A 26,695-nucleotide genomic window follows, 5' to 3' on the forward strand; every position below is an offset into this window, starting at 1 on the left:
CGCGACCGTCAGGCGGGCAGGGGCTCGGACGTCCCGCGCCGGCGTCGGGCGGCCCGCAGCACGAGCGCGTCGAGTGACAGACGCCCCGGCCCGGTCAGCGCGACGGCGAGGGCTCCGGCGGCCAGCACGAGCACGTACTCGAACCCGCCGTCCTGCGAGAAGAATCCCGACGACGCGTGCACGAGCAGCCCGGCGACGACCATGTCGAGCGCGAGCAGGACGCCCACGACCCGCGTCGCGACGCCGAGCACGAGGAACGCGCCACCGACGACCTCGAGGCCGGCGACGAACGGCGCCGCGACCGAGGCGAAGGGGACGCCCATCCCCGCGAATCCGGAGGCGACGGCGGGGATGCCCTGGCCGAACTTCTGCAGGCCGTGGGCGATGAAGACCACGCCGAGGACGACGCGGAGGACGGTCAGGCCGATCGATGTCGATGTGGTTCGCATGGCCCCGACCGTAACGGGTGACGTGTCATCGATCACCCTCGTTCGGGGGTCTGCCCGGGTCTCCCCAGGACCCACTCAGCCCCGGGTCCTCCGAACGGCGGACTCCGCCGCCGCCCGGAGTGCCTCAGGACTCCTGCTGGCCCCGACCGGTCTTCGACTGCAGGCGGTCGATGTGCTCAGAGGCCTCGGCCTTGGTCAGGTCGGCGGGGAGCTCCTCGCCGGCCTCACGCGCGAGGGTGTCGAGGTAACTCCGCTGCGGGCCGGTCATCGGCTCGTCGCCGGTGACCCACTGCTCCGGGTCCTTGCTCGCGGTGGTGGAGGGGTCGGGACGGGCGCCGCCCAGGGTCTCGCCGGTGTTGTCGCTCATGCGCGGAACGCTACGCGCCACCGGCGACAGCGCCATCAGCCCCGCGACGCGGCGGGGGACAAGGCCGACCGGCCCCGTCAGACCGGTGTCGCCGTGTACCGCACCAGGTCGGCCCCGACCTCGTTCGCCGCGATCGGCACCGACCGCCCGTCACGGGTCACCCACAGCGTGTTGGCCGGCTCGTCGAGACGTTCCACCGGCGACAGCGTCCCGTCGAGGAGCACCGACGCGGTCACGAGCACGGTGCCTGATGCCGGGCGGGGCGGCAGCCCGGGGACGTCGTCCGCGTAGGCCGGGTAGCGCCCCGGTGCCAGCAGCGGGCTGATCGGCGTCGTCACGATCTCCACGCCGGCAGCGCCCGACGCCGTCACCGCGTCGGCCGTCACGGTCACCAGGCGGACCACCTGGTCCTTCGGCAGCGGCATGTCCACGACGCCGGAGCCGGCCAGGGCGCGGAAGGCGGGCCGACCGTCGGGGCCGAGGTGGGCCTCCAGTCCGTCGATGCGGACGCGACCGCGTCCCCGGGTGTCCGCGTAGGTGCCCGGCTGCAGGTCGGAGCGGCGCGCCTCGATGACGGGCACGACCACGCGGTCGGGGCGGTACCAGTCGCGGAGGGTGGCCGGGTCGACCCAGCCGATGCTCGCGGAGCCGACCTCGCGCTCGTCGAGTGCGCCGAGCGGTCGCTCGCCGCGCACGGCGACGAGCCCCTCGTAGCGGTCGTCAGCGTGGTCGAGCACCTCGACGCGCTTGGAGACCTTGCCGTCGTGGCCGTCGAACGTCGCGAAGGTGCGCAGGTCGGGAGCGTCGGTCATGGGTCCAGATCGTATGCCGGGAGGCCCGGGTCACTCCACGGACGTCGGCGTGCGTCCCGGGGACGCCGGCACGAGCACCTGCATCTCGCCGGTGCAGGTGGCCGGGTCGACGCCCTCGGCGGGACCGGCCGGTCGGGTCGCTCGACGCGTCTGCGCACCGGGGCGCACGGTCGGCTGCAGGCTGTTCCGCTGGGCCGACCGGAGCAGGCGGTCGGCCTCGTCGTCCTCGTGCCGTGAGACACCGGCTCTGGCGGCTCCGACGCGGGCGCGGCGGAGCGGCGGGCGGACGGGCTCGCCGCGGCGCTCCTGACCGGGGAAGGGACGCGAGCGACGGCCGTAGAGGAGCTCGGAGGAGTCCAGGAGCCACGGCACGAGAGCGACGGTGACGCCGTGCACGAGCAGGAGCTTCTTCCGGATCCGACGGCCGCGGTGGTTGTGGAGCAGGCCCTCCCACCAGTGCCCGACGATGAACACCGGCGTGTAGACCGTCACCACCTCGGAGCCGTGCTCGGCGCGGTGTGCCTTGATGTAGGAGATGAGCGGCATCGAGATGTCGCGGTACGGGCTCGGCACGATGGTCAGCGGGACCTCGATGCCGTGCTCGGCCCACTGCTGCCGGAGCAGCTCGGCCTCGGCGTCGTCGATGGCGACGTGCACCGCCTCGAGTCCGGCGTGCTCGGCGGCGATCGCGTAGTCGAGGGCCTTCAGCACGGGCTTCTGCAGCCGGTTCACGAGCACGATCGCGTGGTCACCCGTCGCACCGAACTCGGTCTCGACGTCGGCCTCGATCTCGTGCTTGACGTCGCGGTAGTACCGGTTGACGCCGAGCATGAGCACGAACAGCACCGGCATGATGACGAACACCAACCACGCACCGTGCGTGAACTTCGTGATGGTGACGATCACGAGCACCACGAAGGTGAACGTCGCGCCGGTGGCGTTGATCAGGCGGGACCGCACGACCTGCCCGCGGTTGACGGGCTCCGTCGCGGTGCCGTCCCGGTCCTGGCGCAGCAGGCGCGTCCAGTGCCGCACCATGCCCGTCTGGCCGAGCGTGAACGACACGAACACGCCGATGATGTAGAGCTGGATCAGGCTCGTGACGTTCGCGCGGTAGAGCACCAGGAGCGCCGCCGCGACGAGCGCCAGCACGATGACGCCGTTCGAGTAGATGAGCCGGTCACCGCGGGTCGACAGGGCCTTCGGCGCGTACGAGTCCCGCGCCAGGATCGAGCCGAGCAGCGGGAAGCCGTTGAACGCGGTGTTCGCCGCCAGGAGCAGCACCGCGGCCGTGGTGGCCTGGATCACGAAGAACAGGACCGTGTCGTTGCCGAACGTCGCCGCCGCGATCTGGGCGATCAGGGAGCGCTGCGGGGTGGTCGCACAGTTCGCGAAGCCCCGGAGGTCGCAGGCGCTCTCGGCGTAGTGCACACGGGACACCAGCGCCAGCGTGATGAGCCCCACGAACAGCACGATCGCGATGCCACCCATGAACACGAGGGTCATCTGCGCGTTCTTGACCTTCGGGCGGCGGAAGGCCTGCACGCCGTTCGCGATCGCCTCGACGCCGGTCAGGGCGGAGCAGCCGGACGCGAACGCGCGGAGGAGCAGCAGGATGAACGCCGCCTGCGTGGTGTGCTCGACGTTCTGCACGGTGTACGCGGCCGACTCCGCCACCGGGGCGTTGCCGGCGAGCACCCGCACCAGGCCGGTGACGACCATCACGAACACGCTCGCGACGAACAGGTACGTCGGCACCGCGAAGGCCTTGCTCGACTCGCGGACGCCCCGGAGGTTCGCGGCCGCGAGCAGCACGACGAAGACGAGTGCGAGCTCGACGCGGAACTCGTTGAGCACGGGGAGCGCGGAGATGATGTTGTCCACGCCCGAGGCCACCGACACGGCGACCGTCATCACGTAGTCGACGAGCAGGGCGCTCGCCACGACGAGGCCCGCCTTCTCGCCGAGGTTCCGGTGCGCGACCTCGTAGTCGCCGCCGCCGGACGGGTACGCCTTGATGAGCTGCCGGTAGGAGGCGACGACGACCAGCAGCAGGAGCACGACCAGGGCGGCGACCCCCGGTGCGAACGTCAGGAACGACATCCCGCCGAGCAGCAGGATCATGAGGAGCTCCTGCGGCGCGTACGCCACGGAGGAGAGGGGGTCGCTGGCGAAGATCGGGAGCGCCAGGTGCTTCGGGAGGAGCTGTCCCTCGAGCTTCTCGGAGGGGAGCGGGTCCCCGATCAGTCGCGACTTCAGCGACCGGATCTCGTTCGTCACGAGCGGCAAACCTACTCAGTTCCTCGCGGGAGTCAACACTGAGTGGACGGACAGGTGGGCGCGGCGGGCCGGACGGGAGCGTGCGGCGCTCTGCGCCCCGGTACGGACATCGCACCCCGCGAGAACGGGGTGCGATGTCCGGGACGGGGCGCGATGTCGGCCCGATCCGCTCCGGACGGGAGGCGCGGGTCGGCTCCGGCGTCCGGCCGTCGGCCGTCAGAGGGACTTGCGGAGGGCCTCCAGGCCGTCGCGCAGGCGCGTCACCGTATCGGCGCTGAGGGTGCCGCGTGTCGCGCGGCGGCGGAGGTCGGCGCGGACCTGCTGCCGGAACGACGACAGGGCCATCTCGAGCTCCCGGAGGGCGCGGGCGCCGTCGGACGGGACCGACACCGGTTCCTCGGTGCTCGTCGACTCCGCCGAGGCGGCGAGGTCGGCGCGGAGGGAGCGCATCGCGTCGCTGACCGAGGCACGGACGCCGTCGGCGAGGGACTTGACCGAGTCGTTCACGCCGGCCTCGAGCGAGGCGATCTCGTCCGCACGGGCGGCGAGCTCGGCGCGGCCGGCGTCGGTGATCGCGTAGACGGTCTTGCGGCCGTCGGCGGTCTTCGTCACGAGGCCGTCCTCCTCGAGCTTGGCCAGGCGCGGGTACACCGTGCCGGCGCTCGGGACGTACGTGCCGCCGAAGCGGTCCCCGAGGGCCTGGATGACCTCGTACCCGTGCATCGGGTGGTCGGCGAGCAGCGTGAGCAGGTACAGGCGCAGGTGGCCGTGGGCGAAGACGGGGCTCATTCCGACACCCCGCTCTCCGGCGTCGCGATGGTGGGCGCCGTGCCGGTCGGCGTCGTGCTCGTCGGCGTCGTGGTGTCCGGCTTGGTGAGGTCCGGCGTGGTGCGGTCCGGGGCCGACGCGGGCGGCGCGTGCAGCACCGCGATGTCACCGGAGACGGAGTTCACGCGGAGGTCGAGCCAGTGGCCGGAGAGCTCCCCGCCCTGCTTGACGTAGGTGCCGCGGACGCCCTTGATCTCGGCGTCGTCGAACTGCAGCTTCCCCGAGGCGGTGCTCACCGTGCACTGGAACGGCACGCCGTCCTCGAGCCGGACGCTGACACCACCGGAGACGGTGTTCACCTTCGCCGAGTCGGGGGTGCCGTGCAGGTCGAGCACGACGTCGGCGGAGACGCCGTCGGCCGAGAAGCGCGGGATCTCGCCGGTCGCGACGACGTCGCCGGAGACGGTGTGCACCGTGAGGGCGCCGTCGAGCTCGCGGATCGTCGTCGTGCCGGAGACCGCGTTGACCGTGACGTCACCGGCGACGCCGTCCACGACGAGGTCGCCGGAGACGGTGTTGAGCGTCGCGCCGCGGTTCGTGCCGGAGACCAACGCTCCAGCCGACACCACGCCGAGGTTCACCCCGGCGTCGCGGGGGACCAGGATGCTGACGTCCGCGTGGGCCTTGCCGCGGAAGGACTTGAGGAACCCGATCGGGTCGTCCCAGCGGATCTGCGGGTGGTCGACGGTGAGGGTGTCCCCGTCGAGCTCGATCTTGAGCGGCTTGCCGGACACGCTGTGGACCTCCACGCGAGCGGTGGGCTCGTCGTGGGCGACCACGTCGACCTGCCCGCCGACCAGGCCGATGCGGAGTGACCGCACGATCCCGGTGTCGATGACCTTGGGCTCCTCGACGAGCCACTTCTCCTGCGCCATGTCGTCTCCTCGATTTCGCGATGTATCGCGTTGTTGCAACTCACGATATGTCGCGACTCCGGTGCGCGCAACGGTGCGACGACATGCACGGCCGATGTGCAGGTTCCGGCCCTCACGGGACGGGTGCGGGCTCCGTGACGGGGGCGGGTCGGGCCTCCCGTCCGGGACTCCAGGGGAACCGGCGGAAGTGGGGCATGAGCGGCTGCACCAGGGGACCGATCGCGAACGCGGCGACCACCGTGCCGAGGCCGACGTCGCCGCCGAGGAGCCAGCCGCCGGCGACGACGGTGAGCTCGATGACCGTCCGGGCGAGCCAGAGCGGCCAGCCGAACCGCTCGTGCACCCCGACCATCAGCCCGTCGCGCGCGCCGGTGCCGAGACCGGAGCCGATGTAGCACGCCGTGGCGACGGCGAGCAGGAGCAGGCCGGCGACGAACAGGCCGATCCGGGCGGGCAGGCCGTGCGGCGTCGGCACGAGCCACAGCACCAGGTCCGCCGCGGGACCGATCAGCAGGGCGTTGAGCAGCGTCCCGATGCCCGGTCGCTGCCGGAGTGGGATCCAGAACAGCAGGACCACACCGCTCGACACGACCGTGATGAGACCGAACGACCACGGCACCACGTGCTCGAGGCCCTCGGTGAGCACCGTCCACGAGCTGACACCGACCACCGCGCGGACCTGCAGGGCGGTGGAGGCGCCGTAGAGGAACAGGCCGACGAGGAGCTGGACGTACCGGAGTGCCATGGACATGGTGACGATGCTCTCCGCGATTGGACTGCTGGTCGAGAGCCAATCGGGCTACCGTGGTCCCATGACGCCGGTCCTCCTCAGTGCCCGATCCGCCGCCCTGCTGCTCCGCGAGTGGCGCGAGGGCTCCGAGGCGCCCGCGTACGAGGCGCTCGCCGACGCGGTCCGCGTGCTCGTCATCGACGGCCGGATCCCGCTCGGAGCGCGGCTGCCGGCGGAGCGCGGGCTGGCGGAGGCGCTCGGGGTGTCCCGGACGACGGTGGCGAACGCCTACGCCCGGCTGCGGTCCTCGGGCTACCTGGTGTCCCTCCGCGGTTCCGGGAGCGTCGTCCGGTTGCCGCGGGAGCTCGTCGGGCGGCCGGACCCGGAGCGACTCGGCGGGGTGGTCCCCGGCGACGTCCTCGACCTCCGCAAGGCCGCGATGCACTCCGCCCCCGGCGTCGCCGAGGCCGTGGAACGGGCGATGCAGCACGTGCCCGCGGCGCTCGCCGGGATCGGGTACGACACCGTCGGCGACCCGGGCCTCCGTGCGGCGATCGCCGACCGGTACACCGCCAGGGGACTGCCCACCTCGCCGTCGGAGATCGTCGTGACCGTCGGCGCGCAGCACGCCATCGCGCTGCTCGCGCGGGTGCTCGTCCGCCGTGGTGACGCCGTGCTGGTCGAGTCGCCGACCTACCCACACGCGCACGAGGCGTTCCGCGAGGTCGGCGGCCGCCTGGTCGGTGTCCCCGTCGACGCCCGCACCGGATGGGACGTCGGCGTGCTCGAGGCGGCCCTCCGCCGCTCGGCGCCGTCGGTCGCGTACGTCATGCCGGAGCTGCACAACCCGACCGGTGCGACGATGTCCGCCGCTGCGCGCTCGCTGCTGGTCGACGTCGCCGCGTCCGTCGGCACGACCGTCATCGCGGACGAGACGATGGGGGAGCTGCGGATCGACGGGGAACCCGCGCCGCCGCTCGCCGTGGCGTCGCCGGCCGTGGTGATGATCGGGTCCGCCGCCAAGGTCTTCTGGGGCGGCCTGCGGATCGGTTGGATCCGGGCGACGCCGGAGCTGCTGCAGCGCCTGCTGCTCGCCCGCCCGACGGGCGACCTCGGCACGCCGGTGCTCGACCAGCTGGTCGCGCGGGAGCTGATCCCACGGACGGCGTCCGTCCTGGAGGCTCGGCGCGCGTCCCTGCGTCAGGGTCGCGACGACGTCGTGGGCGCGTTGCGCGCGCGGCTCCCGGAGTGGGACGTCCCGTCGCCGGCGGGCGGGTTGACGACGTGGGTCGGGCTCGGACGGCCGGTGTCGAGCGCGCTGGTGCTCGCCGCGCGGACCGAGGGGGTGGTGCTCGCGTCCGGTGGGGTGTTCGGGCCGGACGGCGGGTTCGAGCGGTTCCTCCGGGTGCCGTTCACGATGTCCCCGGCGGACCGGGTGCGGCTCGTCGACGTGCTCGAGCGGGCGTGGGGTCGGGTCGGGGGAGCGGCGGGGCGCGGGGCGCGGGGGTCGCTGGCCGCGGTGGTGTGAGCGGGTGGGGTCGTGCGTGCGCGGTGCTCGTGCTTGGTGCTGGTGCGTGCGTGCGCGGTCGTGTGGTCGGGGTCATCCGATCGGGTGATCCTCCGGTCGGTCGGATCGCTCCGGAGTGGGACGCGCGCGACGCCGTCGTCGGCCAGGCTCGTGCCATGACTCCGATCGTCTCGACCCGCACGGCGACGCCCGTGCCTGCTGTGTCTGCCGTGCCTGCCGTGCCGGCGGCCGCCCGGGCGACGATGGCCCTCGGCGGCGCGCTGCTCGCCGGTGTCGCCACCTCGTACGGGCAGGCCGTCCCGGCGCTGTCCACCCTGGCGAACTCGGCCGGCCCGTGGTTCGCCGTCGCGGTGGTCCTGCTGCTGCTCGTGGGGGTGCGTGGTGGCCGGCGCGGGCTCGTGCTCGCGGCGCTCGCCGGGGTGGTGTTCCTCGAGCTCATGCACGTGGGCTACTGGGCCACCTCGAACCTCCGGGGCTACCCGGACACTCTGTCGATCACGAACCCGTGGGTGCTCATCGGCATCCCGGCCGGCGTGCTGGCCGGGCTCGTCGCGGTGCTCGTGCGGTCCCCGGACGCCCGGTGGCGGGGAGCGGCCCTCGGTGCGTCGGTCGCGGTGCTCGTCGGCGAGGGGATGCGGGCGCTCTTGCAGGTCGCCGGGTCGACCGGGGTGACGCCCTGGGTCGTCGAGATCGCCGTCGGCGTCGCCGTGCTCGTGGGCGGCGTGGTGACGGCGCGGTCCGCTGCGGCACGCGTCGTGACGCTCGGCGTCGGGGTCGTCGGCACGGTCGGCGTGCTCGGTGCGTTCCTGCTCTTCGCCGCGTAGCGACCTTCGGTCGTCGTCCTGTGGACGGCCGTCGTCGTCCACGGATGTGCGCAGTGCGCGCACCGGTGCCCCGTCCAGCTGCGAGGATCGGACCGTGCACCTCCTCTCGGTCTTCAGCCTGCGGAACCGCGCGCTCATCGCGCTCGTCACGATCGTCGTCGCGATCTTCGGCGGGATCTCGCTGTCGAGCCTCAAGCAGGAGCTCATCCCGAGCGTCCAGTTCCCGCAGATCGCGATCGTCAGCGCCTACCCCGGTGCCACGCCGCAGGTCGTGTCGAACGACGTCTCGACGAAGATCGAGCAGGGCATCCAGGCGGTGCCGAACCTCAAGTCCACGACGGCGACGTCGTCCACCGGGCAGAGCGTCGTCTCGGCCGAGTTCGACTACGGCTCCAACCTCGCCAGCGCCGAGGACAAGATCCAGACCGTCGTCAACGCGCTCTCGCTGCCGGACTCGGTCCAGACGCAGATCGTCACCGGGTCCTTCGACGACCTGCCCGTCATCCAGCTCGCGGTGTCCGGCGGCGGCGACCAGGAGCAGCTCGTCGACCGGCTCAACGCCACGGCGGTGCCCGACCTCGAGAAGCTCGACGGTGTGCGGGAAGCCGACGTCTTCGGCAACCCGGGGCGCCGCGTGCTGATCACCCCCGACCGCGACGCCCTCGCCGCGCGCGGGCTCGGCGAGACCGCCATCTCCGACGCGCTCGACGACAACGGCAAGCTCATCCCCGGCGGCACCATCACCCAGGACGGCTCGACGCTGTCGGTGCAGACCGGGCAGCGGATCGCCTCGATCGCCGACATCCAGGCGCTGCCCCTCGCCGGCGGCGTGCAGGCATCGACGATCGGCGACGTCGCCAAGGTCGAGATCGCCGAGTCCCCGCGCACCTCGATCAGTCGGGTCGACGGTCAGGAGTCGCTGACCATCGCGGTCACCAAGACGCAGGAGGCCAACACCGTCGACGTCTCGAAGACCGTGCGCGCCGCGCTGCCCGGCATCGAGTCGAAGATCACCGGGGGCTCCAAGTTCACCGTCGTGTTCGACCAGGCGCCGTACATCCAGCAGTCGATCGACTCCCTCGCCGAAGAGGGGCTGCTCGGCCTCGGCTTCGCCGTCGTCGTGATCCTGGTGTTCCTGCTGTCGGTGCGGTCGACGATCGTCACGGCGATCTCGATCCCGACCTCGGTGCTCCTCGCCGCGATCGGCATGCGCGCCGCGGACTACACGCTCAACATCATCACCCTCGCGGGGCTGACGATCGCGATCGGCCGCGTCGTCGACGACTCCATCGTGGTCATCGAGAACATCAAGCGGCACCTGCAACCCGGCGTCGACCGACGACAGGCGGTGCTCGACGGCGTGCGCGAGGTCGCCGGCGCGGTGACGGCGTCGACCCTGACGACCGTCGTGGTGTTCCTGCCGGTGGCGTTCGTCGCCGAGCTCGTGGGCGAGCTGTTCCGGCCGTTCGCGCTCACGGTCTCGATGGCCCTCGTCGCGTCCCTGCTCGTGGCGCTCACGATCGTCCCGGTGCTGGCGTACTGGTTCCTCCGTGCGCCGAAGAGCCACAAGCACGCGGGCACCGGGCCGACCCCGGTCGCCCGGTCCGGCTCGGCGGCGGACTCCGTCCTCACCTCCGCCGACGACCTGCACGACGCCGGAGCGCCGGACCGACTCCGCCGCGGGTACCTGCCGGTGCTGCACTGGGTGCTGCGCTTCCCGCTGCTCGTCGTGCTGCTCGCCGTGCTCGTCCTCGGCGGCACGGCGGCGGCGCTGCCGTTCGTCAAGACCAACTACCTCGGCGACTCCGGCCAGAACACCTTCACCGTCACGCAGGACCTCGCCCCAGGGGCCTCGCTCGATGTGCAGTCCGACGCGGCGCGCAAGGTCGAGCGGCAGCTCCGCGCGGTCGACGGCGTCGACACCGTGCAGACGACGATCGGGTCGAGCGGACAGTCGATCCAGGCGGCCTTCGGCGGTGGTGGCACCGCGTCGATCCAGTACGCCGTCACCACCGACTCCGGCGCGGACCAGACCCGGATCCAGTCCGACACCCGCAAGCGCCTCGACCGTCTCCGAGACTCCGGCACGATCACGCTGTCGTCCTCCGGCGGCGGCTTCGGCGGCAGCAGCGACATCGAGGTGGACGTCACCGCCCCGACCCAGGCGCAGCTCGAGAAGGCGGCGGACCAGGTCCTGTCCACCATGAAGGACGTCGCCCACACGACCGCGGCGTCGAGCAACCTGTCGGCAGCGGAGCCGTACCTGGCCGTCCGGGTCGACCGCAGCAAGGCCGCGTCGCTCGGGCTCACCGAGACCCAGGTCGGCGGGGTCGTCGCCGCGGCGATCTCTCCCCGGGACACCGGCACGGTCGAGATCGACGACGCCTCACTCGACGTCTACATCGCGAACCCGTCGCCGCCCACCACCGTCGACGCGCTCCGTGCCCTGACGATCCCGACCAGCACCGGCGGGGTCCCGCTGTCCGACGTCGCGACCGTCGAGCAGGCGGACGGCCCGACGACGGTGACGACGTCGAACGCCGTGCGGACCGCGACGATCACCGTGACCCCGGACTCGGCCAACCTCGGCGCAGCCGTGCAGGCGGTGACCACGGCGGTCGACCAGCTCGACCTGCCGAAGGGCGCCTCCGCGACCATCGGCGGCGTCGCATCGAGCCAGTCGTCGGCGTTCAACCAGCTGCTCCTCGCCGCCCTCGTCGCGATCCTCATCGTCTACGTGGTCATGGTCGCGACCTTCCGGAGCCTGCTCCAGCCGCTGCTGCTCCTGGTGTCGGTGCCCTTCGCCGCCACCGGCGCGATCCTGCTGCAGATCGTGTCGGGCATCCCGATCGGCGTCGCGTCCCTGATCGGCGTGCTCATGCTCGTCGGCATCGTCGTCACGAACGCGATCGTCCTGATCGACCTCGTGAACCAGTACCGGCGACGTGGGCTCCGCGTGCGGGACGCCATGGTCGAGGGTGCGACCCGACGGCTCCGCCCGATCCTGATGACCGCACTCGCGACGATCTTCGCGCTCCTGCCGATGGCCGTCGGGCTCACCGGGCAGGGTGGCTTCATCTCGCAGCCGCTCGCGCTCGTCGTGATCGGTGGACTCGTGTCGTCCACGCTGCTGACGCTCGTCGTGCTGCCGGCGCTGTACTTCCTGGTCGAGCGGGCTCGGGAGCGTCGGGCCGACCGGCGCGACGGAGCCGGTGCGGATGGGCGTCCTGCCGCGGATGGGCGTCCCGCTGCGGGGGCTCCGGAGGCCGGGGTCCAGCGGTCGGGGGTCTAGCGGTCGGGGTCTCGCGGTCGGGGTCTAGCGGTCGGCCTCGACCGGGTCACCCGCGCCGGAGAACCACGACACCAGCACGCAGGTCAGCGTTGTGAGGAACACGATCGCGCTGACACCGGCGAGGACCGAGGCGTGCCCGGTCAACGCGCCGAACCCGCCGAACGCCATCGTCGCGAAGAACGACAGGCCGAGCAGCAGCTCCGCGGCGGTGCGGACGGAGGTGTGCTGCCAGCTGGTCGTCTGCGCGGCGCGGGTGGTGGTGTCGATCACCGGGGAAGTCTGCGCGTGGACGACGTCCGACGGCAGTCCCGACTCCGGGTGCCACCCGTTCGGGGTACTCCGCGTGGAGCGGCCGGTCTGGTTGCACCCCAGCAGCCCTCACCCCGCCCGAGGTTCCACGACTCGCCGCTCATGTCCGCCGAGGGTCCACGACACACCCGTGCCAACCGCCGAGGTTCCAGAATTACGGAACCTCGTGCGCCGCCCGCCCGCCCGCACCCGCGCCCCGCCGCTCCCGCGCCCGGCGCCTCAGCCCAGGTGCCGCCGCAGGAACGTCACGACCCGCTTGCTCATCGCCTCGTCGAGCTGCGCGATCGAGTGCGCCGAGCCCTGGACCGCCACGAACGTCACGGGCACGTCCTCGGCCCGGAGCGTCGCGGCGAAGTGCTGCGACTCCCACAGCGGGATGAACTCGTTCGTCGAGTGCCCGATGAAGAACGGCGCCGTCTCCGAGGTCACGTGGTACTCGGGCGACGCCAACCGCGCAGCCGGGCATGCGTCGTAGGAGCTGCACCCGAGGTACAGCAGCTGTTTGCGCTGGAACGCCGCGGAGACCCCGTCCGCCTCGGTCGAGCGCTTCGTGAGGTCCGTCGGCCCGCTGAGGTCGACGACCGCGCGGATCCGGTCCCCGTCGGCGTAGGCGGGGGAGTCGTGGTCCTCGACCGCGAGCATCGCCGCGAGGTTCCCGCCCGCACTGCCCCCGAACACCCCGATCCGGTCGACGTCGACGTCGTAGGTGTCGAGCGTCGCCGGTCGGTACACCCAGTCGAGCGCCCGGCGGACGTCGTCGAGGCCCGCGGGGAACGGATCGGTCGGCGCCAGTCGGTAGTCGACGTTGAACGTGACGAATCCCTCCGACGCCAGGTACTTGCAGACCGACCGGTAGGCGGCGGTCGCCTTGTCACCGTGGGACCAGCTCCCGCCGTGCACCATCATCACCGCGGGCCGCGACCCGGACGACGCGGGCGCGGCGGACGGCGACGCGGTCGGAGCGACGGTCGGTGTGCTCGTGGTCCGCGGCGCACTGTCCGCCGGCAGGCACACGTCGAGCTGCTGCAGTCGGTCCGAGCCGTACGGCACGTCCGACACCACGTCGATGCCGTGGTAGCGCAGCGACAGCGGGTAGATCACCGGGTCCGCCGTGACGGTCGCGTTCTCGTCGCCCGTCGGGCCCGCGCTGCACGAGGCGACCACCCCGAGCACCACGGCCGCGGCGGCGAGCGCGGACAGCGTGCGACGGCCAGACTTCATCGCCGACAACGGTATCCGAGCACCGAGCCGCCGCGGTACGCCGGAGCGCGAGCCGCCGCGCCAGGCCCGACCGCCGCCGTTCATCGCCGGGTGCAAGGATGAGCGCAGAACCGTGGGCGCAACAGCCCCGCCGACGCAGGAGGACCCGTGAGCCGACGCAAGGCCTGGAACGCCGACCCCGAACCGCTCCTCCGCGTCGACGAGGGCTTCCGTCTCGCCGACGTCGACCCGGAGGGCGCCCCCGGGTTCCCCGGGCGCAAGATCGACGGCCTCGAGGCGCTCGCCGCCGGGGCCGATCGTCTCGCCGCCCTGCAGGAGCGACTCTGGGCCTCCGCGACGAGCGGTGACGAGCGCCGCGTGCTGCTCGTCCTGCAGGCGATGGACACCGCTGGCAAGGGCGGCATCGTCTCGCACGTCATCGGTGCCGTCGACCCGAACGGCGTGCACTACGCGGGCTTCAAGGCGCCGACGGCCGAGGAGCGCGAGCACGACTTCCTCTGGCGCGTCGAGCGACAGCTCCCCGCCGCCGGGCAGATCGGTGTCTTCGACCGCTCCCACTACGAGGACGTCCTCATCCAGCGCGTGCGCGCCTTCGCGCCGCCCGAGGAGATCGAGCGCCGCTACGGAGCCATCGTCGACTTCGAGGACCGGCTCGCCGAGCAGGGCACGACGATCGTCAAGGTCATGCTGCACATCTCGAAGGACGAGCAGCGTGAGCGCCTCGGCGACCGGCTCGACCGCCCCGACAAGCACTGGAAGTTCAACCCGGCTGACATCGACGAGCGCCTGCGCTGGGACGACTACCAGGACGCGTACCAGATCGTCTTCGACCGGACCTCGACGCCGGTCGCGCCCTGGTACGTGGTCCCGGCCAACCGCAAGTGGTACGCCCGGCTCGCGGTGCAGCAGCTCCTGCTCCGCACACTCGAGGACATGCACCTCTCCTGGCCCGCCGCCGACTTCGACGTGGCCGAGCAGCGCCAGCGGCTCGCCGAGTCCTGAGCCGCCGCCCGGACTGGAGGCGCGGGACGGCTCCGTCCCACACCCGTCGTCGGTCCGGGGGCTGGCCTCCTGGCCCGCGGTCGCGTAGACTCGCTCGGTCGGCCTTCGACACCGCGGCCAGTGAGTCGCGGACGTGTTTGGGTGTTGTGTAGTTCGAGGGCTGGAATCACGTCGATTCGACGACGGGATGAACCCCCTCTCCACGAGCCGCCCCCGCCGATGTCGCTGCCGGGCTGCGTGGTACGTCTGCACCCCGGAAAGTAGTCATGGCCCCGTACGACAAGGGCGCGAACTCCCGCGCCTCCGACCGTGTCCGTCACCCGAACGGCACCCCCGCCGCTCGCAGCAACAAGCACCGCGGTTTCCGCGCAGCCGAGCCGGCCGCTCCGCGTCAGAAGCAGCGCTGGGACGCCGAGGACCGCCGCAATCGCTCGTCGCAGGGAGAGCGCACCGGTCGCCCGAACTGGGAGCCGCGCGACGGCGCCCGCTCGTCGTGGGAGCCCCGCGGCGCCGGACGCCCGACGCGTGGTGACGACCGCGCGCCCCGTCGTGAGGACGACCGTGGCGGGCGTCGCTTCGACCGCGACGACCGTGCTCCGCGTCGTGACCAGGACGACCGTGCCCCCCGCCGCTTCGACCGCGACGACCGCGCTCCCCGTCGCTTCGACCGTGACGACCGTGCGCCCCGTCGTGACCAGGACGACCGTGCTCCGCGTCGCTTCGACCGGGACGATCGCGCCCCGCGTCGCTTCGACCGCGACGACCGCGCTCCCCGTCGTGACCAGGACGATCGTGCCCCGCGTCGCTTCGACCGCGACGACCGCGCTCCGCGTCGCTTCGACCGTGACGACCGCGCTCCCCGTCGTGACCAGGACGATCGTGCCCCGCGTCGCTTCGACCGGGACGACCGCGCTCCCCGTCGTGACCAGGACGATCGTGCCCCGCGTCGCTTCGACCGCGACGAGCGTGCTCCGCGTCGTTTCGACCGCGACGAGCGTGCTCCGCGTCGTTTCGACCGCGACGACCGCGCTCCCCGTCGTGACCAGGACGACCGTGCTCCGCGTCGTTTCGACCGCGACGACCGCGCTCTCCGTCGTGACCAGGGCGACCACGCCCCCCGCCGCTTCGACCGCGACGACGCCCCGCGCAGGGGGTTCGTCCCGGCCGACGACGTCAAGCTCGAGAAGCTCCAGGCCGAGGCGACCCTCGCGGCCGACGTCGAGGGTGTGACCTTCGCCGACCTCGGCATCGGCGGCAACATCTCCCGCGCGCTCGGCGAGCTCGGCGCCACCAGCCCGTTCCCGATCCAGGCGGCGACGATCCCCGACGTGCTCGCCGGCAAGGACGTCCTCGGTCGGGGCCGCACCGGCTCCGGCAAGACGATCGCGTTCGGTGCGCCGCTCGTCGAGAAGCTCATGGAGCACGGCGGCGGCACGAAGCGTCGTATGGGCCGTGCCCCGCGCGCGCTCATCCTCGCCCCGACCCGCGAGCTCGCCCTGCAGATCGACCGCACGGTGCAGCCCATCGCCCGTTCGGTCGGCCTGTTCACGACGCAGATCTACGGCGGCGTGCCCTACGGCCGTCAGGAGGGTGCACTCGAGCGCGGCGTCGACATCATCGTCGGTACCCCCGGTCGCGTGCAGGACCTCATGAACAAGGGCAAGCTCGACCTCAGCGAGGTCGTCATCTCCGTGCTCGACGAGGCCGACCACATGTGCGACCTCGGGTTCCTCGAGCCCGTCCAGGAGATCCTCGAGGCGACCGCCCAGGTCACCCCGCAGGGCGACCGTGCCCAGAAGCTGCTCTTCAGCGCGACGCTCGACACCCAGGTGGCGGCCCTCGTCGAGCAGTTCCTGCACGAGCCGAGCGTGCACGAGGTCGCCGGCGAGGACCAGGCGTCCTCGACGATCGACCACCGGGTGCTCGTGGTCGAGCAGCGTCAGAAGGACCAGCTGCTCGAGGAGCTCGTCGCCGGTTCCGGCAAGACGATCGTCTTCGCCCGCACCCGCGCCTACGCCGAGCGGCTCGCCGACCAGTTCGAGGACGCCGGCATCCGTGCCACGTCGCTGCACGGCGACCTGAACCAGTCGCGGCGCACGCGCAACCTGCAGCTCCTCACGAGCGGTCGGGTCAACGTGCTCGTCGCCACCGACGTCGCCGCCCGCGGCATCCACGTCGACGACGTCTCGCTCGTCGTGCAGGCCGATGCGCCGGACGACTACAAGGCGTACATGCACCGCTCGGGCCGGACGGGTCGTGCGGGCAAGGAGGGCACCGTCGTGACGATCGTCCCCCGCGGTCGCGTGCGCAAGATCGAGGGCATCCTCGAGCGCGCCGAGATCGAGGCGGACCTCGTCCAGGCCGCGCCCGGCGACGGCATCGTCGCGGAGCTCGCCGCGCGCTGATCGCGGAGCGACCACCTGACGGACTGGAGGCCCGGTGCCAGCTGGCACCGGGCCTCCAGTCCGTCCACGGTCGCGTCGGGACCGGACGTGCTCAGCGGTTGAAGAAGAGCAGTCCCCGGACGTAGCCGGCCTGGCCGGCGTGCTGCGTGCAGTCGTTGAGGATGCTCACGAGCCGCGCCCCCGCCGTGACGGGCGGGTCCCAGGCGTCGTCGACCACGGTGTCGAGGGCGTCGGGGCCGAGCGTGCGTAGGTGGGCGACGGTGCGTTCGTGCACGGCGTCGAGGTAGCCGGTGAGCAACGTGGCCGATGCGCGGACCCGGCCGACGTCCTCGCGGGACATCCCGTAACCGAGCGCGTCGGCGGAGAACGGCAGGTCGAAGCGGTCGTACCAGCCGTCGGCGGTCCAGACCTGCTCGGTCCCCGCGAGGTCGGCGACCTGGACGTCCTGTCCGCGCGCGATGTGCCACGCGAGCCAGGCGAGCGTGTTCGCTCCGGCCGCCGGGCGGGAGGCGAGCTGGTCCTCGGAGAGCCCGTCGACGGCGCTCCTGACCGTCGACGGGATCCGGGCGAAGGCTTCGATGAGGACGTCGGAAGGGGTCATGCCCCGAACCTACGCCCGACCGGAGTCACTGCCGCCGACGGGTGGTGGAGGCGCGTGCGCGGCCGGCTGGTGAACGTCGTCCGAGGGCATCGCCGAGTCGGACGAGCGCCTCGGCGAGGGACGCTCGCTCCGTCTCGGGCACGGCTTCGCCGAACGACGCGGCGTAGAGCGCGCCGATCTCCTGCGCGACGGCGTCGCCTGATCGGGTGAGGTGGAGGAGGACACTCCTCCGGTCGTCGGGGTTCGGACGTCGCTCGATGTGCCCGCGGTCCTCCAGCCGGTCGATGAGCGACGTCATCGCGCCGGTCGAGAGCTCGAGGTGCTCGCCGGCCTGACCCGGTGTGACCCCGGCCCCGCCCGCTGCGGCGAGGAAGAACACGAACCGGCTGTCCGTCGCGTGCAGTCCTCGGGCGGTGCTCTCGTGGTGCAGCACCCGGGCGTGCTGGATCTGCAGGTGCCGGAACGCCGTGACGAGCTGGACGACGTCCGTGTCCGTCGGCGCCGGTGCGGTCATGCTGCTCATCACACAAGTATCTCAATGGTTGAGATAGTTGGGCAAGTCCGCGGAGCGGTGTCCCAGGTTGTCCACAGGAGCCCGCGGGGTGCCCTGGGATGTCCGAGGACGGCGCTACCGTGGCGGGCATGCGCATCCTGCACACCGGCGACTGGCACCTGGGCCGGACGCTGCTCGGCGCCGATCTGCTCGAGCACCAGGCGGCCTTCCTCGACCACCTGGTCGGGGTCGTCGTGCAGCGGTCGGTCGACCTCGTGGTGATCGCTGGCGACGTCTACGACCGTGCCATCCCGCCGGTCGACGCCGTGCGCATGCTCTCCACCGTGCTCGAACGGCTCGCGGCCGTCGCCACGGTCGTCGTGACGCCGGGCAACCACGACTCGGCGGCCCGACTCGGGTTCGGGTCCGCGGTCATGAACGAGCGCGTCCGGATCCTCGCCGAACCGACCAGGGTCGGCGATCCCGTCCTCGTCGACGACCCGGACGGGCAGGTGGCCGTCTACGGCATCCCGTACCTGCAGCCCGACATGGTGCGGCACGCCCTCGCCCCGGTCCCCGACGAGCCGCTCGCGCGCTCGCACCACGCCGTCGTCGGCGCCGCGATGGACCGCATCCGTGCGGACCTCGGTCGACGTCCAGGGGCCCGCAGCGTGGTCGTCGCGCACGCCTTCGTCGGCGGAGCCGAGCCGAGCGACAGCGAGCAGGACATCCGGGTCGGCGGGGTCGACCGTGTGGCCGAGTCCGCGTTCGACGGCGTCGACTACGTCGCCCTCGGGCACCTGCACGGGCCGCAGCGGGTCGGCGGCTCGGACCGGATCCGCTACGCCGGGTCGCCGCTGGCGTTCTCCTTCGGGGAGCGCAACCACACCAAGTCGGTGACCCTCGTCGACCTCGATGCCTCCGGTGCGGTGACCGTGGAACTCCTGCCGACGCCGGTGCCCCGCCGTCTCGTCGACGTCCGCGGCACCATCGACGCCATCGAGTCCGGCCTCGGCGCCGAGGACGCCGATGCCTGGGTCCGCGTCGCCGTCACCGACACGGTGCATCCCGAGCGCATGTACGCCAGGGTGAAGGACCACTTCCCGCACGCGCTGGCGATCACCCACGAGCCCGCCGATGCCCCCACACACTCCGCCTCGCGGACGGTGACCGCCACGTCCGACCCGGTCGAGGTCGCAGCCGACTTCGTGACCTTCGCCACCGGTGCCGCCCCCTCGGACGACGAACTCCTCGTCCTGCGCGACGCGTACGAAGCCGCGGCCGCGACGATGTCCGACCACGACCGGACGGCGCACTGATGTACCTGCACCACCTCGAGCTCCGAGCGATCGGCCCCTACCCGGACCTCGTGTCGATCGACTTCGCCGCCCTCGCCGCATCCGGGGTGTTCCTGCTCGAGGGACCCACGGGGTCGGGCAAGTCGACCATCATCGACGCGGTCGTGTTCGCGCTCTACGGTGGACTCGCCGGCTCCGACGCCAGCAGTGACCGGTTGCACAGCCAGCACGCCGACCCCTCCGTCGAGCCGTTCGTCGAGCTCGTGTTCGAGACGAGCGCCGGTGTGTTCCGCGTCCGACGACGTCCGGCGCACGACCGCCCGAAGAAGAAGGGCGGTGGAACGACGCGCGAACAGGCCGCCGCACAGCTGCACCGCCTGTCCAGCCCGGGTGACACCGTCGGCGAACCCGTGTCCGCCCGCGCGCAGGAGGTCGGTGTCGAGGTCGCCCGCATCGTCGGGCTCGACCGTGCGCAGTTCCTGCAGACCGTGGTGCTGCCGCAGGGCGAGTTCGCCCGCTTCCTGAAGTCCCCGGGAGAAGACCGTCGGAAGCTCCTGCAGTCCCTGTTCGGTACCGAGATCTACGACCGCACGGCTGACGAGCTCGCCGCGCGACGCCGGGCCGCCGCGGCAGAGGTCGACGCCGCCGACGACCGCGTCCGCGATGCCATGGCCCGGTTCGCCGAGGCGTCCGGGCGACCCGACGTCGCCGAAGCCGACGTCGCTGCCGTCACGACGACCCTCCGGAGCGCGGCGGACTCGGCGGCGGAGGCCCGGGCCGCGGCCGTCGTCGCCGCACAGACCGCCGCCGAGCACGAGCAGGTGGTCGTGCAGCGCCTCGCAGCACTCGAGCGTCGTCGTGCGCTCCTCCGGCGGTCCGCCGCGCTCGACGACCAGGCGGAAGTGGTCGCCGACGCCCGCGCTCGGCTCGCGCTCGGCGAGCGTGCGGCACGGGTCGCGGTCGTCGCCGACGGACTGGACGCCGCACGGACCCGCGCACAGGCGGCCGCCGACCGCCTGGCGATGCTGCGTCGCGCACATGACCTCGACGTCGAGGACGCGGCTGCTGCCCGCGAACGACTCGTCGGCACCGTCGGCGCGGTGCGGCACCTGGTGCCCGTGGCCGACGGACTGCCGGGCCGTCGTCGCGCGATCGAGGCTGCGCGCACCGACGCCGAGACGCTCCGGTCCCGGTTGGCGGAGCTCGACGTGCTGCTCGAGGCACGGCCCGCCGAGCGCGCGCACATCGTCGAGGCCGCCCGAGTCGCCGCGGGGATCGCTGGCGACGCCGAGGCCGCTCGTCATGAGGCCGACGCCGTGCGTGAGCTCCGTCGTCTCGTCGCCGACCTCGCGGCGGTGCGGCAGCGCGTCGACGAGGCCAGCGCGGCGGTCGCGACGGCGCGCTCGGCAGCCCACGATGCCCTCACGACCGAGCAGCAGCTCCGGGAACGTCGGATCGCGGGACTCGCTGGCGAGCTCGGGCAGGCGCTCGAGCCCGGCGATCCCTGCCCGGTCTGCGGCTCGTCGACGCACCCCGCGGTCGCCACCCCGCAGGACGACCACCCGACCCCGGCGCAGATCGCCGCTGCCGCTGCCGCCGCTCACCGCGCCGACGAGTCCCTCGCCGATGCCGCCACCACCCTCGCGGTCGAGCGCGCGGAGCTGGACCGCCTCGCCGCAGCGGTCGGCACCGTCGACGCGGCCGAGCTCGACCGTCGCCAGATGCTCGCGGACGACCGACTCCGTGCTGCCAGCGCCGCCGCGACCGCGGTCGCCGAGCGCGAGCGCGAACGGGCCGCACACGACGAGGCCACCCGCGCGCTGGAGCAGCAGCGCAACGAGGTCGATGCCCGGTGGCAGGTGCTCCTCGCGACGACCGACGCCGAGGCCGAACGGATCGCGCAGGACACGGCGGCGGTGGCGGACGCACTCGCTTCGCTGACGGAGCACCTCGCCGGCGTTCCCGAGGCCCGCGGTGCTGCCGCGGAACTCGGTGCTCCTGCGGATCCCGGTGCTTCTGCGAACCGCGATGCTCCTGCGGACCTCGGCGCAGCAGTGGCGGAGCTCGACCGGCGGGCCGAGGCACTCCGGACGATCGCCGATGCCGCGGCGCAGGTCTCCGCGACGAGAACGGCCGTCGCCGAGCGGCAGGCCGAGGTCGACGTCGTGGTCGCCGGGACGGGGTTCCCGGACGTCCCGGCAGCGCGTGCGGCCGTGCTCGACGCCGACGAGGCCGCGCGCCTCCGTGCCACCGTCGACGCTGCCGACCGGGAGCGGGCCGTCGTGGAAGCCGGACTCGCCGAGCCCGCGGTCGTCCGGGCTGCCGAGGACGACGCCGCGGAGGACGGCACCGCCAGCCTCGACCTCGACGGCGCGCGGGCAGCGCTGGCGCGGACCACCGATGCGCTCGACGCCGCGACCCGGACCGCGGCGACGGCTGCCGACCGGGCCGAGGCCGCCGAGCGGTGTGCGGGGGACCTCGCGCGGGCACTCGCGGCGCGTGCGGCCACGTCCGCGCGCAGCCGAGCCGTGGTGCGGCTGGCGGACATCGCCGCCGCGGCGCCGGGACACAACCCGACCGGCATCACCCTCGGCACCTACGTGCTCATGCGCCGCTTCGAGGACGTCGTGGCCGCGGCGAACGACCGACTCCGAACGATGCTCGGCGGCCGGTTCACCCTCGAGACCTCCGACGAGCGCGAGACCGGTGCCCGAGCCCGGCGAACGGGACTCGCCCTCGCCGTCCGTGACCACGCCACCGACACCACCCGCGACCCGCGGAGCCTCTCGGGCGGTGAGACCTTCACGTTCTCGCTGTGCCTGGCGCTCGGACTCGCCGACGTCGTCCAGGCCGAAGCCGGCGGTGTCTCGCTCGGCACGCTCTTCGTGGACGAGGGGTTCGGGACGCTCGACCCGGAGACCCTCGACGACGTCATCGGGCAGCTGACCAAGCTCACCGCGGGTGGTCGGCAGGTCGGCATCGTCAGCCACGTCGAGGAGCTCAAGCAGCGGATCCCGGAGCGCATCGCCGTGCGTCGGGCCCCCGGCGGTGGCTCACTCGTGCACACGACGGTCTGACCGCAGGCCGCACCCCACCCCACCTCCTCCGGCGCCGCCGGCCGCCCGGGAGCACCGTGCGGAGTTGGGCGGGGGCGTCGCCCGTCTCCTGCAGCCCCTCCGTCGCACCGTGCGCAGTTGTTCGCGCGGCATCGCCCCGTGCCCCGTTGGTCGCCTGGTGCCGCGTCGTAGCGGGGCACCGAGCGGTCAACCTCGCACGGGGCGCTGACGGCGCACGGTGCGGTGCTGTGCGAGACGGTCATCGGCGCACCGTGCGGTGTTGCGCAGGACGGCCACGGACGCGCGGAGCCCTGACTGCGCGCACCGTGCGGAGTTGGACGGGGGCGTTGCCCGTCTCACCTGCAGCCCCTCCGTCGCACCGTGCGCAGATGTTCGCGCGGCGACGCTCCGTGCCGAGTTGGTCGCCTGGTGCCGCGTCGTAGCGGGGCACCGGGCGGTCAACCTCGCACGCGGCGCTGACGGCGCACGGTGCGGTGCGGTGCTGTGCGAGACGGTCATCGGCGCACGGCGCACCGTGCCGAGGGCGGTCAGGGCGTGGGAGCCGTGGACGTGTCGACGGTGCCGTCGGGTGGGGGGAGGATGTCGGCGGCGATCCAGGGGAAGACCCAGGTGAAGAGGGCGTACGTGATCGCGGCGAGGAGGATGACGAGTTCGAGGACCTTGAGGGCGGTGGGTCCGGGGAGGGCGCGCCAGACGAGGGGGAAGATCACGAGGGGGTCTCCGAGAGTTCCTTGGGGGTGCCGTCGGCGGCTTGCATCCAGTAGTCGAGTTTGGCGTGGACGATGTAGCGCTGTTTGGCGGACCACATCGGGTGGCAGGCGGTGAGGGTGAGCCAGCGGTCGTTCGTGGTGGGGGTGACGCCGGGCTGGTTGGGGACGGGGGCGATGGTCTCGATGTGGTCGGGGGTGACGATCTGGCTGTCGGTGACCTTGTAGACGTACCAGACGTCGAAGTCCTTGGCGGTGTCGGTGACGCGGACGACGATGCTGTCGTCGGTTTTGAGCTCGGCGATCTGGTTGAGGGGTTTGCCGTAGGTGACGCGGTGTCCGGCGACGGCGAAGTTGCCTTCGGAGCCGGGCATCGCGGTGTCCTGGTAGTGACCGAGGCCGATGGTGTTCAGCACCTTCTCGCGGTCGGTGCCCTCGCCGATCGGCTGGTCGTACCCGGAACCGAAGCGCGGGATCTGCATCGTGCCGAAGACGTCCGACACCGCCGGCGGTTCTGCCAGGACCGGCGCTGCGCCACGGTGCTCGGTACCGACGATCTTCTTCGGCTCGGGCTGCGCGAGGTCCTGCACGAGTGCGGCCTGGTGGTTGTTCGCCACCACGTCCGTCCACCACGCCGTCCAGACGACGTAGAGACCCGTCCCGGCGCCGGCGATGATGAGCAACTCCGCGATGAGCGAGACGATCGCGCCCCCGACGGTCTGGCGCGGGCGCGGCTTCCGCTCGCGGTCGCCACGGCCCGCACGGTCGTCCTCGGCGCGGTGGCGCGAGGGAAGGGTTTCGTGTGCAGTCACGTGACTCCCGATCCGGCAGAGTGAGCGATCGTCGTTGGTGGGCGACGGTCAGGTCTATCAGACCACGTCGACGCCCCGGTGACGAGCGTGTCCGCCGATACTGTGGAGACGTGGAGTACGTGATCCGTCAGTTCGTGCCGGACGACACCGAGGCCGTGGTGTCGCTGTGGGAGTCGTGCGGACTGGTCAGACCCTGGAACGACCCGCGGAAGGACATCGCGCGCAAGCTGACCGTCCAGCCCGAACTGTTCCTCGTCGCGATCGAACCCGACGACAGCGCCCACCCCGACAGCGCCGAGCGGGGCGGCGGCACCCTGGTCGGAGCCGGCATGGCGGGCTTCGACGGTCATCGCGGCTGGGTGAACTACCTCGCGGTCCGGCCGGACCTGCAGGGATCGGGGCTCGGCCGGACGTTCATGGGGGAGTTCGAGCGGCGCCTCACGGCGATGGGCTGCCCGAAGCTCAACCTGCAGGTGCGCGCCGGCAACGAGCAGGTGATCGGGTTCTACGCGGCGCTCGGGTACGCCGACGACCAGACGGTGTCGATGGGGAAGCGGCTCATCCCCGACGCCTGACCGGAGAGCCACCGGAGCGCACCGGGTTCACGCCAGCGCCAGCGCCACGGACGCCCCGAGCGCCAGCACGATGCCGAGGCCCTGCAGCACGGTGAGCCGTTCGCGGAGCACCACCCCGGCGAGCACCACCGTGCCGATCGGGTAGAGCGCGTTGAGCACGCTGATCACCGGCAGCGTCGTCGGGTCGGCGCTCGAGTGCAGCCCGGCCTGGATGAACACGTTCGCCATCGCGTCGAACACCCCGCACCCCACGACCACCAACGCGAGTCGACGGACCGAGCCGCCCACGGCAGTGGACCCGACCACCCCGTCGGCGGCGGGCGGCGACGGGACCGCAGCCGAACCTCCCGGCCGCGCCGGACCGGAACCGGCCCGCGCCGGACCGGAACCGGCCCGCGGCGGACCAGAACCGGCCCGCGCCGGACCGGAACCGGCCCGCGCCCGCGCCGCGACCACCGCACCGACCACCGCCGCGGCACCCAGCAGCACGGACTGCAGCACCCGCGCCACCAGCAGCGGCGCCACCCCGGAGTCAGCCGGTGTCTCGTTGAACGCCAGCACGATCCCACCGAACCCGCACCCGGCGATCGCGGCCGCACCGACTCCGCGGGCCGTGAGCCGGGCACCGCCCTCGTCCCGCACCGATGCGACGAGCACGACAGCGACCACCGCGACGACGAGCGCGCCGACCGCCACCGGCGACAGCACGGTGCCGCGCAGCAGGGCCACGAGCACCGGGACCACGGCTGCGAACACCGCCGTCACCGGCGAGAGCACGCTCATCGGACCGATCGCCAGCGCCGCGTAGAGCAGGAGCACCGCGACACCGCCGGTGACCCCGCCGACCGCGCCCCAGACCGTCGCCTGCCACGAGAACCGGCCGCCGACGACGGCCAGGCCGACCAGGAGCGGCGCGATCCCGACTGCCGCGGCGACGGCGGCCACCGTCACGGGTCGGACACGGCGGGAGGCGAGTCCGCCGAGGAAGTCCGCGAACCCGTACACGAGCGCACCGCTGAGGCCGAGCAGCACGGTGAGCACGGGTCCCATCCTGCCGTGCCCGGTACCCTGCGACACGTGAGTGTTCCCTACCACCGCATGTTCCGTGTCGACGGTCGCTGGCGATGGTGGCGCCCGCTGGCGGCGATCGGGGTGTTCCTCGGGTTCTACCTGGCGTCGCAGGTCCTCATCGCGGTCGCCTGGTTCGTCCCCATCGGCGTGCAGAGCGGCCCGGAGGGGCTCCAGCGGTTCCAGGAGAGCCTGACGTCGGGCGCCCTCGACCCGACGGACCCGGTGGTCCTGTCGATGACGATCGTCTCGCTGGTGGTGCTGCTGCCGTCGATCATGGCGGCGGTGCGGATCGTGAAGCTCGGCCCGTTCGGCCAGCTGTCGAGCGTCCGGACGCGGATCCGGTGGGGGTGGATGGCACGGTGCCTGCTGCCGCTCCTGGTGCTCGCGGTGATCATGGTCGGCCTGCAGTCGTGGGGGACCTTCACGGTCGACGGCTCGGGCGTGCACTGGGACACCGCGGTGCTCGGCCAGTCGACGGTGACCCTCGGCACGCTCACGCTGACCATCGTCATGGTGGTGCTGCTCGTGCCGTTCCAGGCCGCCGCCGAGGAGTACGTCTTCCGCGGCTTCCTCATGCAGACGATCGGCGCGTGGATCCCGTGGCGTCGCGTCGGTGCGGTGGTCGCCGTGCTCGTCTCGACCGCGGTCTTCGCGATCGGACACGTCCCGAACGGGTACAACGTCTGGGGCATCCTCGACGTCGGGTCGTTCGGACTCATCGCCGCCGTCATCGTGCTGCGCACCGGCGGCCTCGAGGCGACGATCCTCCAGCACGCGCTCAACAACGTCACGATCTTCGTGCTGCAGGCGCCCGGGTGGTCGAAGGTCGACATCGAGGCGTCCGACGGGACGTGGCAGGGCTGGCTCGTGACGCTCGGCACCTCGCTGCTGTACTGGGGGCTCGTCGAGCTGGTGGCGTGGCGGTCCGGCCTCGACCGCCGGTTCCCCGGCGAGGAGACCCCGCGGTTCCGCGGTGTGGCGCCGGCCTGGGCGGGCGGGTCCCGCTGGGTCCGGCCTGGAGGCTCGGGATGGTCCGGCGCACCGGCCCGCTCCGAGGGGGTGGCCGGTCCGGTCGCCGCACATGTCGGCGCGTCGGGGCCTGTGGAGGACGCTGCGGGTGTCGCCGGTCGCCCGTAGGC

23 protein-coding genes are annotated in these 26,695 nt (G+C 72.6%); 9 read left to right on the forward strand and 14 right to left on the reverse strand.

Features of this window, described 5'->3' with window-relative positions; all coding sequences use genetic code 11:
• Positions 1 to 8 precede the first annotated feature (8 nt).
• The 7 genes from FS641_RS07865 to FS641_RS07895 all read right to left on the reverse strand — a co-directional run bounded on the left by FS641_RS07865 (position 9) and on the right by FS641_RS07895 (position 6,362).
• Positions 9 to 449, reverse strand: a complete 441-nt coding sequence (locus FS641_RS07865; protein ID WP_144762423.1) for a DoxX family protein — start codon at positions 447 to 449, stop codon at positions 9 to 11.
• Positions 450 to 573: 124 nt separating this feature from the next.
• Positions 574 to 816: a DUF3072 domain-containing protein gene (locus tag FS641_RS07870; RefSeq protein ID WP_144762426.1), complete on the reverse strand. Its 243-nt coding sequence runs from the start codon at positions 814 to 816 to the stop codon at positions 574 to 576.
• A gap of 77 nt (positions 817 to 893) precedes the next feature.
• Positions 894 to 1,628, reverse strand: coding sequence for a hypothetical protein (locus FS641_RS07875; RefSeq protein WP_144762429.1), 735 nt, complete (start codon positions 1,626 to 1,628; stop codon positions 894 to 896).
• Between the two features lie 30 nt (positions 1,629 to 1,658).
• Positions 1,659 to 3,917, reverse strand: coding sequence for an APC family permease (locus FS641_RS07880; protein WP_144762432.1), 2,259 nt, complete (start codon positions 3,915 to 3,917; stop codon positions 1,659 to 1,661).
• A 207-nt stretch (positions 3,918 to 4,124) separates the two neighbouring features.
• Entirely contained in the window at positions 4,125 to 4,697 is a 573-nt protein-coding gene (locus FS641_RS07885) for a PadR family transcriptional regulator (protein WP_144762435.1), read from the reverse strand.
• Positions 4,694 to 5,611, reverse strand: coding sequence for a DUF4097 family beta strand repeat-containing protein (locus FS641_RS07890; protein ID WP_144762438.1), 918 nt, complete (start codon positions 5,609 to 5,611; stop codon positions 4,694 to 4,696). The genes FS641_RS07885 and FS641_RS07890 overlap by 4 nt, the downstream gene beginning before the upstream one ends.
• A 112-nt stretch (positions 5,612 to 5,723) precedes the next feature.
• Complete coding sequence (locus tag FS641_RS07895; protein ID WP_144762441.1) at positions 5,724 to 6,362, reverse strand: YitT family protein; 639 nt, start codon at positions 6,360 to 6,362, stop codon at positions 5,724 to 5,726.
• Between the two features lie 61 nt (positions 6,363 to 6,423).
• Between FS641_RS07895 and FS641_RS07900 the strand changes: the two genes are divergently transcribed.
• The 3 genes from FS641_RS07900 to FS641_RS07910 all read left to right on the forward strand — a co-directional run bounded on the left by FS641_RS07900 (position 6,424) and on the right by FS641_RS07910 (position 11,985).
• Positions 6,424 to 7,869, forward strand: a complete 1,446-nt coding sequence (locus tag FS641_RS07900) for a PLP-dependent aminotransferase family protein (RefSeq protein WP_144762444.1) — start codon at positions 6,424 to 6,426, stop codon at positions 7,867 to 7,869.
• Between the two features lie 155 nt (positions 7,870 to 8,024).
• Complete coding sequence (locus FS641_RS07905; protein ID WP_144762447.1) at positions 8,025 to 8,693, forward strand: DUF6518 family protein; 669 nt, start codon at positions 8,025 to 8,027, stop codon at positions 8,691 to 8,693.
• 94 nt (positions 8,694 to 8,787) lie between these two features.
• On the forward strand, positions 8,788 to 11,985 hold the full coding sequence (locus FS641_RS07910) for an efflux RND transporter permease subunit (RefSeq protein WP_144762449.1): 3,198 nt from the start codon (positions 8,788 to 8,790) through the stop codon (positions 11,983 to 11,985).
• Positions 11,986 to 12,009: 24 nt separating this feature from the next.
• On the opposite strand, the gene FS641_RS07915 is transcribed toward FS641_RS07910, so the two are convergent.
• A complete protein-coding gene (locus FS641_RS07915) occupies positions 12,010 to 12,255 on the reverse strand; it encodes a hypothetical protein (protein ID WP_144762452.1) in 246 nt (81 codons plus the stop codon).
• A gap of 258 nt (positions 12,256 to 12,513) precedes the next feature.
• Positions 12,514 to 13,515, reverse strand: a complete 1,002-nt coding sequence (locus FS641_RS07920) for an alpha/beta hydrolase (protein WP_186317643.1) — start codon at positions 13,513 to 13,515, stop codon at positions 12,514 to 12,516.
• Positions 13,516 to 13,662: 147 nt separating this feature from the next.
• On the opposite strand from FS641_RS07920, the gene FS641_RS07925 reads away from it, so the two are divergent.
• Both FS641_RS07925 and FS641_RS07930 read left to right on the forward strand, forming a co-directional pair.
• A complete protein-coding gene (locus FS641_RS07925; protein WP_144762458.1) occupies positions 13,663 to 14,517 on the forward strand; it encodes a polyphosphate kinase 2 family protein in 855 nt (284 codons plus the stop codon).
• 266 nt (positions 14,518 to 14,783) lie between these two features.
• The gene (locus FS641_RS07930; protein WP_144762461.1) at positions 14,784 to 16,922 is read left to right on the forward strand and encodes a DEAD/DEAH box helicase; all 2,139 of its coding nucleotides are present in this window, start codon (positions 14,784 to 14,786) and stop codon (positions 16,920 to 16,922) included.
• A 91-nt stretch (positions 16,923 to 17,013) separates the two neighbouring features.
• Here FS641_RS07930 and FS641_RS07935 read toward each other — a convergent pair whose 3' ends face one another.
• Together FS641_RS07935 and FS641_RS07940 are read right to left on the reverse strand one after the other, a co-directional pair.
• Positions 17,014 to 17,523: a mycothiol transferase gene (locus FS641_RS07935; RefSeq protein WP_144762464.1), complete on the reverse strand. Its 510-nt coding sequence runs from the start codon at positions 17,521 to 17,523 to the stop codon at positions 17,014 to 17,016.
• Between the two features lie 25 nt (positions 17,524 to 17,548).
• Positions 17,549 to 18,046: a MarR family winged helix-turn-helix transcriptional regulator gene (locus FS641_RS07940; protein ID WP_144762467.1), complete on the reverse strand. Its 498-nt coding sequence runs from the start codon at positions 18,044 to 18,046 to the stop codon at positions 17,549 to 17,551.
• Between the two features lie 119 nt (positions 18,047 to 18,165).
• Here FS641_RS07940 and FS641_RS07945 point away from each other — a divergent pair, with 119 nt between their 5' ends.
• Positions 18,166 to 19,335, forward strand: coding sequence for an exonuclease SbcCD subunit D (locus FS641_RS07945; protein WP_144762470.1), 1,170 nt, complete (start codon positions 18,166 to 18,168; stop codon positions 19,333 to 19,335).
• Complete coding sequence (locus FS641_RS07950) at positions 19,335 to 22,391, forward strand: AAA family ATPase (RefSeq protein ID WP_144762473.1); 3,057 nt, start codon at positions 19,335 to 19,337, stop codon at positions 22,389 to 22,391. Before FS641_RS07945 ends, FS641_RS07950 begins: the two co-directional genes overlap by 1 nt.
• Positions 22,392 to 22,918: 527 nt before the next feature.
• Here the strand turns inward: FS641_RS07950 and FS641_RS07955 are convergent.
• Together FS641_RS07955 and FS641_RS07960 are read right to left on the reverse strand one after the other, a co-directional pair.
• The gene (locus FS641_RS07955; RefSeq protein WP_260855734.1) at positions 22,919 to 23,101 is read right to left on the reverse strand and encodes a hypothetical protein; all 183 of its coding nucleotides are present in this window, start codon (positions 23,099 to 23,101) and stop codon (positions 22,919 to 22,921) included.
• Positions 23,098 to 23,910 carry a class E sortase gene (locus tag FS641_RS07960; RefSeq protein ID WP_260855735.1) on the reverse strand — a complete coding sequence of 271 codons (813 nt, stop codon included), beginning with the start codon at positions 23,908 to 23,910 and terminating at the stop codon, positions 23,098 to 23,100. The genes FS641_RS07955 and FS641_RS07960 overlap by 4 nt, the downstream gene beginning before the upstream one ends.
• 110 nt (positions 23,911 to 24,020) lie before the next feature.
• On the opposite strand from FS641_RS07960, the gene FS641_RS07965 reads away from it, so the two are divergent.
• Entirely contained in the window at positions 24,021 to 24,485 is a 465-nt protein-coding gene (locus tag FS641_RS07965) for a GNAT family acetyltransferase (protein ID WP_144762476.1), read from the forward strand.
• Positions 24,486 to 24,512: 27 nt separating this feature from the next.
• On the opposite strand, the gene FS641_RS07970 is transcribed toward FS641_RS07965, so the two are convergent.
• Positions 24,513 to 25,526 carry an EamA/RhaT family transporter gene (locus FS641_RS07970; RefSeq protein WP_144762478.1) on the reverse strand — a complete coding sequence of 338 codons (1,014 nt, stop codon included), beginning with the start codon at positions 25,524 to 25,526 and terminating at the stop codon, positions 24,513 to 24,515.
• Between the two features lie 36 nt (positions 25,527 to 25,562).
• Between FS641_RS07970 and FS641_RS07975 the strand changes: the two genes are divergently transcribed.
• Entirely contained in the window at positions 25,563 to 26,693 is a 1,131-nt protein-coding gene (locus FS641_RS07975) for a CPBP family intramembrane glutamic endopeptidase (protein WP_144762481.1), read from the forward strand.
• The last annotated feature ends 2 nt before the right edge of the window (positions 26,694 to 26,695 follow it).

Source organism: Curtobacterium sp. 9128, from assembly GCF_007673775.1.
In the GTDB taxonomy this organism is placed as follows: Bacteria; Actinomycetota; Actinomycetes; order Actinomycetales; family Microbacteriaceae; genus Curtobacterium.

Coding starts and splice junctions, on each gene's coding strand:
- FS641_RS07865 (WP_144762423.1), bottom strand. CDS start 449: ATGCGAACCACATCGACATCGATCGGCCTGACCGTCCTCCGCGTCGTC.
- FS641_RS07870 (WP_144762426.1), bottom strand. CDS start 816: ATGAGCGACAACACCGGCGAGACCCTGGGCGGCGCCCGTCCCGACCCC.
- FS641_RS07875 (WP_144762429.1), bottom strand. CDS start 1,628: ATGACCGACGCTCCCGACCTGCGCACCTTCGCGACGTTCGACGGCCAC.
- FS641_RS07885 (WP_144762435.1), bottom strand. CDS start 4,697: ATGAGCCCCGTCTTCGCCCACGGCCACCTGCGCCTGTACCTGCTCACG.
- FS641_RS07890 (WP_144762438.1), bottom strand. CDS start 5,611: ATGGCGCAGGAGAAGTGGCTCGTCGAGGAGCCCAAGGTCATCGACACC.
- FS641_RS07895 (WP_144762441.1), bottom strand. CDS start 6,362: ATGTCCATGGCACTCCGGTACGTCCAGCTCCTCGTCGGCCTGTTCCTC.
- FS641_RS07900 (WP_144762444.1), top strand. CDS start 6,424: ATGACGCCGGTCCTCCTCAGTGCCCGATCCGCCGCCCTGCTGCTCCGC.
- FS641_RS07905 (WP_144762447.1), top strand. CDS start 8,025: ATGACTCCGATCGTCTCGACCCGCACGGCGACGCCCGTGCCTGCTGTG.
- FS641_RS07920 (WP_186317643.1), bottom strand. CDS start 13,515: ATGAAGTCTGGCCGTCGCACGCTGTCCGCGCTCGCCGCCGCGGCCGTG.
- FS641_RS07930 (WP_144762461.1), top strand. CDS start 14,784: ATGGCCCCGTACGACAAGGGCGCGAACTCCCGCGCCTCCGACCGTGTC.
- FS641_RS07935 (WP_144762464.1), bottom strand. CDS start 17,523: ATGACCCCTTCCGACGTCCTCATCGAAGCCTTCGCCCGGATCCCGTCG.
- FS641_RS07940 (WP_144762467.1), bottom strand. CDS start 18,046: ATGAGCAGCATGACCGCACCGGCGCCGACGGACACGGACGTCGTCCAG.
- FS641_RS07945 (WP_144762470.1), top strand. CDS start 18,166: ATGCGCATCCTGCACACCGGCGACTGGCACCTGGGCCGGACGCTGCTC.
- FS641_RS07950 (WP_144762473.1), top strand. CDS start 19,335: ATGTACCTGCACCACCTCGAGCTCCGAGCGATCGGCCCCTACCCGGAC.